The 13,514-nt window shown below is 37.9% G+C and carries 8 protein-coding genes; 3 read left to right on the top strand and 5 right to left on the bottom strand.

Translation table 11 applies throughout. The annotated features are described in order from the left end of the window. Nucleotides 1-3: 3 nt before the first annotated feature. On the bottom strand, nucleotides 4-774 hold the full coding sequence (locus BMF77_RS25285) for a peptidyl-prolyl cis-trans isomerase (RefSeq protein WP_148766685.1): 771 nt from the start codon (nucleotides 772-774) through the stop codon (nucleotides 4-6). Nucleotides 775-2,179: 1,405 nt separating this feature from the next. Between BMF77_RS25285 and BMF77_RS28395 the strand changes: the two genes are divergently transcribed. After that, entirely contained in the window at nucleotides 2,180-6,961 is a 4,782-nt protein-coding gene (locus BMF77_RS28395) for a DUF3854 domain-containing protein (RefSeq protein WP_246863186.1), read from the top strand. 457 nt (nucleotides 6,962-7,418) lie between these two features. Here BMF77_RS28395 and BMF77_RS25255 read toward each other — a convergent pair whose 3' ends face one another. After that, complete coding sequence (locus tag BMF77_RS25255; RefSeq protein WP_148762023.1) at nucleotides 7,419-9,107, bottom strand: IS1634 family transposase; 1,689 nt, start codon at nucleotides 9,105-9,107, stop codon at nucleotides 7,419-7,421. A gap of 203 nt (nucleotides 9,108-9,310) precedes the next feature. Between BMF77_RS25255 and BMF77_RS27100 the strand changes: the two genes are divergently transcribed. Both BMF77_RS27100 and BMF77_RS25250 read left to right on the top strand, forming a co-directional pair. Further along, complete coding sequence (locus BMF77_RS27100; RefSeq protein ID WP_168204492.1) at nucleotides 9,311-9,457, top strand: hypothetical protein; 147 nt, start codon at nucleotides 9,311-9,313, stop codon at nucleotides 9,455-9,457. A gap of 413 nt (nucleotides 9,458-9,870) precedes the next feature. Then, the gene (locus BMF77_RS25250; protein WP_148766683.1) at nucleotides 9,871-10,092 is read left to right on the top strand and encodes a hypothetical protein; all 222 of its coding nucleotides are present in this window, start codon (nucleotides 9,871-9,873) and stop codon (nucleotides 10,090-10,092) included. A 36-nt stretch (nucleotides 10,093-10,128) separates the two neighbouring features. Here the strand turns inward: BMF77_RS25250 and BMF77_RS25245 are convergent, their stop codons facing one another. The 3 genes from BMF77_RS25245 to BMF77_RS25235 form a co-directional block, all read right to left on the bottom strand. Further along, nucleotides 10,129-11,301 (bottom strand): cupin domain-containing protein, encoded by a 1,173-nt coding sequence (locus BMF77_RS25245; protein WP_148766681.1) that lies wholly within the window; start codon nucleotides 11,299-11,301, stop codon nucleotides 10,129-10,131. 42 nt (nucleotides 11,302-11,343) lie between these two features. Beyond that, complete coding sequence (locus tag BMF77_RS25240; RefSeq protein WP_148766679.1) at nucleotides 11,344-12,099, bottom strand: hypothetical protein; 756 nt, start codon at nucleotides 12,097-12,099, stop codon at nucleotides 11,344-11,346. Nucleotides 12,100-12,398: 299 nt separating this feature from the next. Next, nucleotides 12,399-12,614, bottom strand: coding sequence for a hypothetical protein (locus tag BMF77_RS25235; protein WP_148766677.1), 216 nt, complete (start codon nucleotides 12,612-12,614; stop codon nucleotides 12,399-12,401). Between the last annotated feature and the right edge of the window lie 900 nt (nucleotides 12,615-13,514).

Raw genomic sequence — 13,514 nt, 5'->3', positions numbered from 1 at the left:
GTTTTACAGATTTAAAGTCAAATTAATTGGTAAATTTTGCATCTTTTCTGCCAGCCATTCTTGCAATATTTGATTTTCAATTTGTTTTTGGATTTTTTTGTCTAAAGTCGCAGGAATTACTTCTTCAATCCTGAATAAACACCATTTATTTGACATCTCCACTAATCCAAGCAATTCCCCTATCTTGGCAGATTCAAGGGCTTTTATGATTTCTGGCGCTAACTCTTGCCGACGAGTTAAACCCCTCATTATCTTAATTTGAGGATTATTCATTAATGAATGTTCTTGAACAACTTGTTCTAAAGTTGTTGTTTCTTCAATAATTTGATTTTTTATGTTCGTTGCTAATTCCTGCTCATCAAAAATCAGACAGTTTAAGTCAAGCTGCTCAAGCAAATATTTCTGTTTCAGAAAATATTCTTCTAATTTGGGTGCAGAAATTTGAGTTCTCAGCTTATCTAGTTTCAAGCCTAATAACACACGATTTTGAAATGTGGCATAATTCATCCCTTCTTGAGATAACCTATTTTGGAAATCATCGGGATTTGTCAATTTTTGTTGCAAACGAAATTCAATCACCGCTTGCTCAAATTCAGCACTACTGATATTCAAATCATCGCGTTTTTGGATTTCTTGGAACAGAAAATGATGGGTAACTATTTCTTGCAGTAGTGGACGGAATCTACCAAAGGCTTGCAAGTAGCCCAAGCTTTGCTTTAAAGAAACTTGGTCTTCGCCAATAGTTAAAAAGGGGAGGGAATCTATATCTGTCATAAGTTTTATAAATGCAAAGGAAAATGAACAAATAATATTACCTGCTTGCACAAGTCATAAGACCTCGCGGTATGCGGGAAACTCAGTCCCTTTAGGGCTGAGAGGGAAGCGACACGGGCGGTTTTAACCGCTTTGAATCTTTTTTCATTACCGCCTTGGAGTTGGGAAATTCGGGGTACTGTTGTGATGTACTTTCAACGGGACAATTACCGATTCAAATTTCTCAACTCTGTACGCATAATGTTTTGCTCCGAAGAGCCTCCCATTTCTGGGGTAATGTTAGCTTCGACCTGTTATAAGAGCTTGTTATACTTGCAACACTGTTTCAGTGACCTTAAAACTGTTTAATTGCAAATGACAGAGCAAGGAACTAGCTTCGCATTCCGGGGTGTCGTGACTCAAATAACGGCTACCCTTAGACTATGCTCAGGGTGGTCTGGTCAGTACAGCTTGTTTGATTTCTCTTGCAAGCTCAGTCCCTTTAGGGCTGGGTTACTGACTGTAACTACACTAACTTAAAGTTAAAAGGCTAAAATCGTGCCTTTTTAAGATAATAATATAATTCAGTAAATACCATAAGAGTCTTTTTGCCACTTAGGCAAAAGCTTGTACCACAACTGGGTAATCACAGCTTATGCAAGGGTTTCACCAACTTTTGGACTACCCCATGAAGCAACATCATCAACAGATGTAGCAAAAATTAAAGTTAAAAATCCAATAAATGTTAGATTGCATTGGTGCAAAACTTCTGTATGATCTTGCTAATGCGTAAATAAAATGAGTAATGGAGGTGAAGAGATGACAACCGGAGAAACGGCAAAAGGACAAAACGATACTAAATAGTAAACGCTTTGTCCCATCAGAGAATTGCCGATTTTAACTTTGCTCCATCTATGAGAGCGGGGTTAATTTCAAAGAAACCGTATCAGAGCGGGGTTAATTTCAAAGAAACCGAAGAAGTGGCGTTTAGGTTTGGCGACTCAAATTCCCACCAATTGGCTTTCTTAAAATTATTTCATGTTGCTCTCCGAGGGGGAGAGGGGGTCTTCTCCTATGAGGGGAATCCGTTCTTCTATATTAAAGCAGATTGCTGGAACATTCCAAGCCTTCCAACTGGAATATTTTTGGAAAATAAATAATCTGACCCTGGATTTACCCACCCAAATTACTGATTGAGACAGGATATAAAGTGTGGAAAGTGGCGTTTAGTAAGAGTTTTAACAATTTCACATCCACCCCTAACCCAAAATTTTCAACAACCTGTGTAAGTCCCAAGATTATTTACTCCTCGCCAAAAAATAAGCCAACCCAGAAAGAAGCAGCAGCAAATCTCATAAATATGTAAGAGCAACACGAATAACCCCCTCTGATACCCAGAAAAACCAAGTATCAAGAGGAATCTACCGTGTTAAATAACAAAGACCTAACATCAGTTAATCAATCTCCTGTTCCAGAACATCCAGAACATCCAGAACAGCAAGCAAACAGCCAAACATCAGCTTCTCAAAATAATCCAGAACAGCAAGAAAGCAGCCAATCTCCTGTTCACCCCCCCAACAACCTCACAGAAGCCGAATACCACGAACTAGCAGTTAGCAGCGCCATCCATCCAGAACTGATAGAGCGCAACTTCATCCACATCGCCGGCGATACAGTTCTCAACTACCTGTTCATTTCCAAAGCCATCCCTCGCTTAAACACAGGTAGAGTCACCAGTTCATTCCTCAAACTGTACCAATACGCCACAGAGGGGGGAATATGGATTAGTGGACTAGACCCCTTAAATAACTGGCAACCAATGGAGTGGGGACGATTCAAACCCACCCAAGGGCGTATTGACAAAAATGGCAAAATAGTTAAATACGAATCACCACCGAAAACACCCAACCGTGTCACCTACTTTGATGTTCCCGACTGCATTTGGGATAAAGTTGCAAAACGTTACAATATCAAACAAGATCATTCTTCCCCAGCACAGCATTTACAAGACCAATTAAATCCCCTCTCGTTTTGGGATACTCCCGTCTTATTTTGGGCATTGGTACTGTTGCTATGGAGTAATAACAAACAACAAACAGAGACAGTAGCAACCTCCACCCCTTCATTAAAAAGCGGGTTTTATTGGGGGAGCAAGAATAAACAACAAACAGAAACAATAGCAACTCCATTCTCATTGTGGGAATGGTTAGTAATGCTATTAAGCAAGAACCAACAACAAACAGAAATAGTCGAAACTCCCCTTTCATTTTGGGAATGGGTAGTGCTGCACCCAGAAATCCCGATTATTCTGTGTGAAGGGGAGAAAAAAGCAGCTAGTTTATTAAGTCAGGGATTTGTAGCGATCGCACTCCCTGGTATTTGGAACGGGCGGATTGGCAAAAAAGACTTTGACGAACGCTTACACCCCGACATCATGCCTGTTGCCCAACCAGGGCGTAAATTTATTATCCTTTTTGACTACGAAACCAAACCCAAAACCCGTTGGTCAATATTCCAAGCCACCTTGCGTACAGGTAAAACCATTGAAGCTGTAGGCTGTACCTGTGAAGTCGCACTGCTACCAGGTCCCGAAAAAGGCGTAGATGATTTTATTGTCGAACGCAGTAAATTAATCGAAAGTGGACAAACAGTTAAATACAGTCAATTCATTGAGGATAGTCGAACCAATACCCACACTCAAGCAGTTAAGCAGAATTTAATAGTTGAAGGTAATCAATTAAACAACGATGGTCAAATAATAGAATGTCATCAGGTAATTAATCAGATTTCACCAGTTGAAGACAATCAGTTAACAGACAACCGTAACGTCACAAAAAGCCATAGTGTAATTATTCAAAATCTACCACATCAAAGCAATGAACTAACAAAAAATAGTCAAGTAATAGAAAGCCATACTGAAGTTCATCCTATTGCACCATATCTAAACACTCAACTAATCGAAAATGGTCAATTAGTAAAGCATGATCATGTAGTTAATCAGAACTCACTAGTTGACAACAATAAACTTACCAATAACGGTCAAGTCATAGAATGTCATCAGAACTCACTAGTTGACAACAATAAACTTACCAACAACAGTCAAGTTACAGAACAGCATGAAGTAATCAATCAGGCTTCATTACTTGAAAGCAATCAACCTACTGAAAATTATCCAGTAACAAAATGCCATCAAGCAATTAATCAAAACTCACAAGTTGAAAACAATCAATTAATAGAACCTAGTCAATTAATAGAACAACATCTTGCAGTTAATCAGAATGTAGCAGTTTCAATTAATCAAATAAACGCCTTACTGACCACCATAATTGATGATGCCATCAGTTTAAAACAATACCAACGCTCATTCCACACTAGGCATCGGGGACTAAGCAGCAAATACAAACCAGATATTCGGGTCAACGTCAAATACCTATCATCAGCTGAAAAACTTCCCTCTTCTGGACTGGTAGTATTGTCCAGCGACATGGGGACAAACAAAACCGGACGCATGGCTCAATGGCGGGAAGCAAATCCTGATGTCAAATTCCTCAACACCGGACATCGGGTTAACCTGCTGAAAAACTTAGCAACTCGTCTTAAAACAGATATGTACTCTGATTTAAGTTATGCAGGTTTAGCCAAAGCACAAGCCCTCAGCATCACCATTGACAGTTTGCACAAGTTAAACACTCAAATGCTCAATTACGGATGCGTGTTTATTGATGAAGCTTGCCAATACTTAACTCACCTACTGCACAGTAAAACCTGTAAAGAATATCGAGCGCAAATACTGGAAGTGTTGGAATATATCGTTCATAACGCCTCGCTAGTAGTCATCGCCGATGCTCATATGGACGACATCACAGTAGAGTTCTTCCGCGCCATGCGTCCACCAGAGGAAAAACCCTTTATTCTCAAAAACGATTGGCGAAATGGCGATCGCTTAATTTATTGGTATGAAGGCAATAACTCCTCAGCCATAGTTGCCCAGATTTCCGCCGCGCTGATGAACAAACAGAAAATCATGGTAGCTTCTGACTCTAAGCGGTTCATTAAGAAACTAGAACAATCCCTTACCATGAAAGTACGGGTGGAAGAGGCAGGGAGCAGGGAGCAGGCTTCCGCCGTGAGCGTCAGCCGAACGGGAGCAGGGGGACTGGATATCTTTACGGTAGTTAAAGATGGTGCAACTCCAACTTTGTCATCGGTAAATTCCACAACGTCTGAAGGAATTAGCAATTTTAGTTCTCAAATATCACAAGTAAACTCAACATCATCTGAAACAGTTAAAGATGGCCATTCTCCAACTTTGTCACAGGTAAATTCAACATCATCTGCAACAGATAAAAATGAAAATTATCAAATATTACAGATAAATTCCACATCATCAAATCATTCCCCCACACCCGATAGCCAACACCATTCAGACTTAGAAGTGAATGCTCAGTCGAACACTGACGCTCACAGAAGCACCACATCCAGACTGAGATTATGGTCTATTCACTCAGACAACTCAGGTAGCGAAGAAAACGTTGCCTTCATCAAAGACATTACCAACGCCGTCAAAGATGTTGATGCCCTGTTAACCTCTCCCAGTCTCGGTACAGGAGTAGACATCAACGAATATCATTTTGACGTAGTATATGGCATCTTTCACGCCAAATCCCAAACCGCTACCGAATGCGCTCAACAACTGTACCGCTATCGTCCTCACGTCCCCATTCATGTATGGGTTGCCCCCCGTCCTCCCTTTGGTTATCAGGAAACCAACGCCCAGAAAATCAAAGAACGAATCCTGCAAACTAATGAAGTTACGGCTTTCCTCATCCGCATTGACAAGGAAACTGGACGCAGAGGAGTAGAAAAAGATTGGGCATTAGATACTTATTGTCAAATTCTTGCTGCCCGTAACCGCTCTATCAACAATCTGCGGGCTGATTTACAAGATCTATTAACAGAAATGGGGAATAAAATCATCTCCATGGGTGGTGATGAAGATACTTTTGCCCTAGAGCAGATGAAAAAAGCTGCTGCGGCTTTAGATACGGCTTATTACTCAGCAGTAACCAGAGCCAAGAATATCTCCCCGACGGAATATCGTCAGCGTCAAAATAAAGATTACCTTAAACCAGAAGAAGTGTTTGAATGTGAGAAATTCCGCCTTCAAGATACTTATGGAATAGAAGTTACAGAATCACTAGTAGAAAAAGATGCTGGTGGTAAATTAAGTCGAGCCATTTCCGCATTTGAGGCCATCCTCAAAGAACCAGATGGAACAATTTTTGACACTAACAGCAATAGACAATACCCAGCCCCACCAACAATTGTGGCAGAGAAAGACCGCCAAGAGCGAGAACATCTGCCTTTATGTATGGACTGGGGTAATTATTCAGCCAAATGGTTGGCACGGTTTAATTTAGGACTGCATGACATTTTAAAACGGTTAGTAGCAGGAGAGGAAGTGACTGCCCGTGATCCTGATTTATTGAGAATGGTAGCACTTGCTAAAGAATATGGGATCTACATAAAAACGATTCTGGGCTTTACAGTTCCAGATAAATGTCAACCGATATGGTTGTTAGGAACTTTATTAGACCAATTGGGATTAAAGCTGGATGACCGCAAGGAGGGTCCACGTGGGAAACAAGTAAAACTTTTCTCCCTTTCTCCAGTGGAATTGGATTTTGCCCTCAAGGTAATTGCTCACCGAGAGCATAAGCGGAACATGAAGCAGGAAAGGGCGCAGCAAGCTCAGGAATCACAACGGCGTTATCAGGCTGGAATGCAGTCTAGATATGGGGTTGCGCCACCGCCTGACCCGGTATCCACTCCCCCCCCTAATGGTATAGGGAATCCTCTAGGGGAGGGGGTGAATACTACGGTAGATCAAGTCGATTTTGCAGCTTGTTCTAGAGATGGTAATGACCTTTCTCTAGTTAATGGTGCTGATGGAGTTGATTTTAAGCAGTTTCAACTGGATGATGGCGATGACACTTCCTTGGTTAATTGTGTTGAGTTACTGAGAACGAGTTTGAAAAAGGGTGTGGAGGCGATAAAGTCGGTTCTTCGTTCCTGGAGTGAAGATAGAAGATGGGGGGCTGTGTTGTTGCTGGAGGACATTGCTGCTACTGAATTGCGCTCTCTAGAGCAGTTGATGCCACATTTTTATGATTGGCTGAGTGAATCGGTTTTACCAATGGATTGTTAGCAAGACATTCCCGATAAGACAGCCACGGAGATTCAATGTTCAATCATCTACTAAGAAACGGCAAATTTAAGTAAGGCGATAGCCGAGATGATCAACCAAAGATTCTGGGTTCAATCATTTACACCCCACATTCCGCACCCCAAAATGTTACAGAGGGAAATTACGGAGATGAAAATCAAAGGGAGCATCAAAACAAACAGATAAAGTGAAAAAAGGCATTTGAGAAACAGTAAATCACCAAAAATGTCATCAAAATCTATTCTCAATAAGAAGCAATAAGAATGCACACCACCTGGAGAGGTCAATAGATAAGTGAAAGAAGATATTCAAGAAACAATTATAAGTTAGACTAATCAATTAAAGTAAAAAACGAAATTATAGACATAGTAAAATGGAGCTATAAATCAAAGAGATTAGCTCATCTTTACAAGAGAAATTAAATTGATAGAGATGATAATTAGCTGACTAATTGATAGTAACGTAAACAATCATCTGGTAAAAGACTCAAGATAAAATCTCTGTCCTTATTCCAATTAGAAATATGTTTCTCCTGATTGAGTGTAACCAAATGAATACACTGAAAGCATTGAAAAATCCAGCGTAAAGTAGGACGATTAGTTGCTTTGCCTAATTGATTTTTAATTGTTGATTTAGACTCCAAAAGAGCATTTCTAATATGACGTTGAGCCAAAGTATAAACCAGTAGACATAAACCCATAATCATTCCCAAAGACTCTATTCTCTCAGGACTTTTGAGGAAAATACTGTCGGCAAAAAATAATGGGTCTTTGAGAAAACCAAACCCCCTCTCACATGACTGCTGGGCTTTATATTCACTTAGCATAGAATCATTGCTTAGTTCCTGTGAATCTAAAACATTTGTCGCAATAATAAAACGTCCCGCACTCAGCAATTCTGTATTAATTTTACTTTCATCCTGGGAGACTGTAGCTGATATTTGATAGGATATTTCTCCTGAAGTATCTTTTTTATTAGATTTTACTTGAGTCACCGTACTTTCGTGAATTTGATGATATTTGAATTGTTTTGATAATTTTGATAATGCCTTGATAGCATCTGCAACACATGCAAATCTCTCTTGTGATAACTTTTTCAAATCTTGCACAGCTTTTGATTCTGCTTTGGTAATTTTTTGTGTGAGCTTATGCAGGTCTGATTCTTTTCTTTCTTGACTTTGCACTACTAACCATCTTTGTTCTATCCCTGCATAATTTTGGATTTTTGATGCTAATTTATATCCTGGTATTGTACTATCAATAAATTCTGATTCTGCTAATGTTGATATTAATGTTTTTGCTGCTTTTATGCTTAATGGTACTCGACATAACCAACGTAATTCTGACATCATTTTCAGGTTTGATTCTGTATATAAAGCAGCGTCAGCAACCATGAGACTATTAACTTCTAATTGTTTTTGATATTCTACTGCTATTTGACCAAAACATGATGAATCTGCTTGATTTCCCGATGCTAGTTTTAAAAATATTGGGATGTCTCCATCTCCTGAACATATCATTTCTATGATGAATTGTTTTAAATCTGGTCTATGGTCACGGGAATAACCGTAGGTGATGGTTATTTCTTTTGGTGATTTTACTGCTAATTCTTCTAATTCTTGGTTATTTCCTACTTTTTGACTCTCAAATATTACGAATGGTAAGCTAGTGTTATACTGCCCATGCACGTGCATTGATGATGAGTCTAGATGTGATGTTGATAGTGATACTCCAAATTTTTGAGCAGCTTTTAAGGCTATGATAAAAAAGATTGTATCTAAGCCTTTTATAAACAGTTTATCCATGACTCTCCCCAATTTATCGTCGTTAAGATATTCTGGTTTTACTCCTGTTCCTATTAGATGCTCACAGGCGATTGTTTCAAAATATTGGGGAAACATATATAACGGTTTGGAGACAAATCCTAACCCGTTTATTATCATGGCTTTTACCACTTGACCTGCATTTACTTTTTCGTCTTTTTCGACTCCTATTAATTCATTTATTATTTCTACTATTCCGATTGAATCTATGATTCCTGCTACTATCCCTAGATGGTCTATGTTCTCAATTTCTATTTCTTGAGGTTTTAATTTCACAACAGTTTCCTCTAATACTTCTGTTGTCATCAATTATTTCTTATTTGGTTATCAATTCATTTTTTTCTTTTGTTACCAAGTTTCACTTTATCACACCACGTCCCTTTTAATGCTACTTATTCTTATTAAGCATCTTAATTTTTGAATTGGCTTTAGTTATTATGTACTACTTTAAGGGCTTTTTTGATCTGTGACAGTTTGGGGTGCGGAATGTGGGTTCAAAAAACACCACCATGAACACGCCCAATTACAGTTTATTACGGCAAAGCCTTTGGACACCACCTACCACACCCATTGCCGAAAATTCCCACGCAAATAATCATCCCCCAGAACCAACAGAAATCACCGAATTTCTAGGTGAAGAATTACTCGGGGTCTAGCCGGGATAAGGGTAAAATGGGACACGTTGTAAATAAATGTTGCAGAAACCAATTTAGTGATTTATTAACTTGCCCGAAAATGGTAAAGAGACATTCAACTTTTGCACACTAAAATCAACTTTTTACGCGGTTCAGCCTCTCAAACTTGCCCATAAATAACCCTTTTAGGGAATGTTTTTATTTGAAATGTTAAGTTCAGATGGAGGCTGAAACAACGGTAAATCAAGAGTTTTGAAAATTAAGTTTACAAAACTTTACATCATGTCCTATTTTGCAGGTATCTCGGCTGTACCCCTAGTGGTCTGTCAATTTTGATTTTGTGCGTTACCGATCTCCAGAATTATTGTGGAACAGTCAATATACAATAATCTTACTCACAATTTTAAGCTTGACAGACCACTAGTAGTGCAGCAATGCAAATAATTGACATCAGCAAGCCCACAACACCCACCATTAAGGGTAATTATCATACATCTGGGTCTACTTTAGGTGTGCAAATAATCGGCAACTACGCTTATCTTGCTGATTTTTATTTAGGGTTACAAATAATCGACATTAGCAACCCCTCTAAACCCACCATCAAAGGAAATTATCGTACTTCAGGCATTTCTGTAGATGTGCAAATACTCTTTTAAAAGTGGGTAGGTTATTCTATTTTTTTTAATGTCATTTTAAATCACAGTTAAAAGCCCATCATTAATCAGTCGGCGAGTAAGGACAAGCTTTGCATTATCACTTAAATTATCAGGCATTTCCCTAATAGCAAACCTTTCTGAATTTACTACAAAAAGAAATGCAGGCTCTAGTATATTAGCCCCTGTGATTGCATAACCACCTGAAAATTGTAGCCTAACTGAGTCCTTATCTTTAAAAACTCGGCAGAACATTCCTTCTCGTTTTCTAACTATAGTATCTGTATTAAGTGTATCTATTCCAGAGGTATGAAAGCAATCATCATCAGGCAAGGATTGCATTTTATTCATCACTCGCTCTGCAATACGGTCAGTTGCTTCCTCAATATTAAGAGACTGTAGGAGCCGTTTCAGGAGTAATTCACTCTTAGCATATAGTAAAGGCAACATTTGGTTGCTGTTAGTAAACCCAATTGGTAAAGATTCACGAAATTCAACGTCTTGCTCACTAGCTAATTCAAGGACTGATTCAAGGAGGGTTTTCCAGGAGAGAGGGCTTACTCCCACGGTCAAATGCATAGAAAATTCATCTGAGGTTAATGCCTCATGAACCATACCTCTAGGGATGTATAGTAAATCTCCAGTTTGAAGGTAGGCATTTAGTTTAGGTTCTCCTACATATCCTTGAGGAATATCCTGAGCCATTTCATCTAACGGTAGGTTTATCAATGAATTATGTAAACGCCAGTTCTTGGAGCCTTCAATCTGTAAAATGAATACATTCTGAGTATCAAAGTGAGGCGCAAGTCCCTGAGAACCTTGAGGTGTCAAATACATATTCACATTGACAAGAAAATTGAATAACACCTCGAAACTTCGACAAAGCAATGCAATAGGTTTCCATCGTAATTGCAAATCGTTCAGGACAATAGTATCCCCTTGTGCATAGGCTTTAGTAAGACGATCAATGCTTGGAACTTGAGTTGTATAGTCAATCCAACCCTCTTTCCTATTGTGGTTGGCAAGCTGAACGATACCCCAAGATAACTCTCTACTCCAGAGAACTGTACTTAGCTCTTGCACTGAAAACAAACCAGAATAGTAATTAGAATTATTTCGGGATATTACAAGAGGCTCTTTCTCCCAGTACTTATGGAAGAACTCTTCAGGCTGAAGTGGTTGTATAAGACTTTCAAAGCTAGTTACGTACATCAAATCAAGTTTTTTCTATAAACTAAGTTGGGATTGGCAGGACTAGAGTACAACTCCCTCAAGTTCTACTTCCTCTAAAGTCAACTTGTTGAGTGCTGCTTGACGATCTATCATCATTTCCCTAACCCATTCCTGATTACTGTGGTTAATATAGTTTTCAATGCAGTAAGCAGAATAACCAATGTGGTTGATCTCATCACGAATCAACAAGTCAGACATACGAGTAAGTTTGAAACGAGTCTCTGGTGTAGTATAGGCTTGAAGTACAGGACGCAAAAGAAGTTGCAGAATCAGTGCCCGAATTTCCATCAAATTGACTTGGATTAACTCATATATCACAGTTCGCTCGTCCATAAATTGAGCAGGGGAAGTTGGCTCAGTAAGTGGATGGTTTTGCTTAGTGTAACCAGGAGATAATGTTTTTAACTGTGTTCTAAACTCTGTCTCTATTGCACTAGGAAAGAGTATGTCAAGCATAGTAATGAACATTTTTGAATGTCGAGACTCATCTATGGAGTGACCACGAACTAACTCTACGTACTTCTGATTCTCAATGATCTCAGAGAACTTCCAAATTTGTCTAGAGCCGTATCCCTCTTTGTTTGCATTTATAATTAGAGAGTTAGCAAACCACTCAGGCTTACGGGCGAGCTGACGATACAAGTCTCCGTACCATGTCATACCATGTGGAGGCGGGTGAATCTCACATGCTTCACTCAAAAAATCTGCGTAGTATTCAAAATCCTGAAAACTATAACTTTGAAGATAATTTAGCGCCAACTCACTAACGTTGTTCATTTTTATATCCTTACTTTACTTTGTTTTCCGCAGAAAATAAGAATTCTTTTTGCGGAAAGTGAATTTATGTAAGTAGGCGAACAGAAAAATTTAAAAGTATGTAACCGTATGTAAAGTTGTCTCAATGCATATTCTTATTGAGTTTCAGCCATTTTACAAAACGCAATACCCCTCATTTTTATTTTGTTCACCTACTTAAGCTGATTATGTAACTGGACTAGGTAATCATACAATTCCTGAAAATTTGACAAAATGGGTTTGTGAAAAAGTGATACTTGTTCGCTTTATAACAAACCCAGTCAATTCAATTTTAACTGCGCTGATGACCGATTTAACTGCGCTGATGACCGACCAAGAGTGTGATTACGAATTGCAAATCCACCATTCAATTGTTGCATTTCATTTGGTGATAGTTTTGCTATCTTTAAACTTTTTACTTTATCAATGTTAGTGTTAATTGATTTGATGTCTTCGTCACTCATTTCAAACTTAATTTGCTCGTTCTTCTGGCTCATATTTACTCTCCTTGATGATGTATATTGATGATCTAGACTAACCTAGTAAGCATTTTTTAGATTTTACTAAGAAATACATTGATAACTGCAATGGCTAGTCTTTTGAGAATTCACAAAAAAAACGGGTAAATTAGGCAAGCTTTCTAATTTGCATTGCCAAAAATTACAACCTGTAGGACTACTATCTAATTTCTGAACAATCTTTCAGATAAAACCCTAATTGAAACGGGTTTTTAGTCTTAGTATGTTTTTGAACATCAAGTTAGTAGTTTTATAATAAAAGTATAACTAATAAAGTTATTTTTTAAACAAAATATGAGTTTTATTGATATAGATCCAAATAAAAAATAGACTAAAATGTTATCTAAAAAGTTATTTATCTGCGTATAAATAATATCTTTTTGTCAAAATAATCTCTAAGTAATAAAAACATAATTTTTGGAAAAACATAATTTTATCAGTGTAATTAGCAATAATACATTTAGTATCGTCGTGTATCTTTAGTTAATTTATTAAGTAAACACTTAAAAGATTACAATATTATGCTCATATTAATAAAAGTTATGAAAAATCTAAGTATGATATAACCCACATTCCGCACCCTTAACTGTCACAATCGGTTATTACGGAAATTGATTAATAAAAAAGGAGTAAAAAATTACCTTTGGCTCAAAAAAATGAATTTTGGATAGGAAAATTTATCAGATGTATTCTCAATAAGGAGCAATAAATACAAGAGTGATTTGGTAGAGAATTTTAATAATATAATTTTATGTTGATAGTCTCAATACATAATTGAGACTTATATTTATCTAAAAATCAAGTTTAAAACGCCATGAGAATTTCAGAACATTAATTTGGGGTCTAAGTAAGTCGGCCCAATAAAATCGATATATGTTT

The organism is Dolichospermum sp. UHCC 0315A, assembly GCF_008121535.1.
Classification (GTDB): Bacteria; Cyanobacteriota; Cyanobacteriia; order Cyanobacteriales; family Nostocaceae; genus Dolichospermum; species Dolichospermum lemmermannii.
This window is presented reverse-complemented; position numbering and strand designations above follow the sequence as displayed.

What these genes read in the sequence shown, in the direction of transcription:
- BMF77_RS25285 (WP_148766685.1), bottom strand. Translation starts at nt 774, where the DNA reads ATGACAGATATAGATTCCCTCCCCTTTTTAACTATTGGCGAAGACCAA.
- BMF77_RS25255 (WP_148762023.1), bottom strand. Translation starts at nt 9,107, where the DNA reads ATGACAACAGAAGTATTAGAGGAAACTGTTGTGAAATTAAAACCTCAA.
- BMF77_RS27100 (WP_168204492.1), top strand. Translation starts at nt 9,311, where the DNA reads ATGAACACGCCCAATTACAGTTTATTACGGCAAAGCCTTTGGACACCA.
- BMF77_RS25250 (WP_148766683.1), top strand. Translation starts at nt 9,871, where the DNA reads ATGCAAATAATTGACATCAGCAAGCCCACAACACCCACCATTAAGGGT.
- BMF77_RS25245 (WP_148766681.1), bottom strand. Translation starts at nt 11,301, where the DNA reads ATGTACGTAACTAGCTTTGAAAGTCTTATACAACCACTTCAGCCTGAA.
- BMF77_RS25240 (WP_148766679.1), bottom strand. Translation starts at nt 12,099, where the DNA reads ATGAACAACGTTAGTGAGTTGGCGCTAAATTATCTTCAAAGTTATAGT.
- BMF77_RS25235 (WP_148766677.1), bottom strand. Translation starts at nt 12,614, where the DNA reads ATGAGCCAGAAGAACGAGCAAATTAAGTTTGAAATGAGTGACGAAGAC.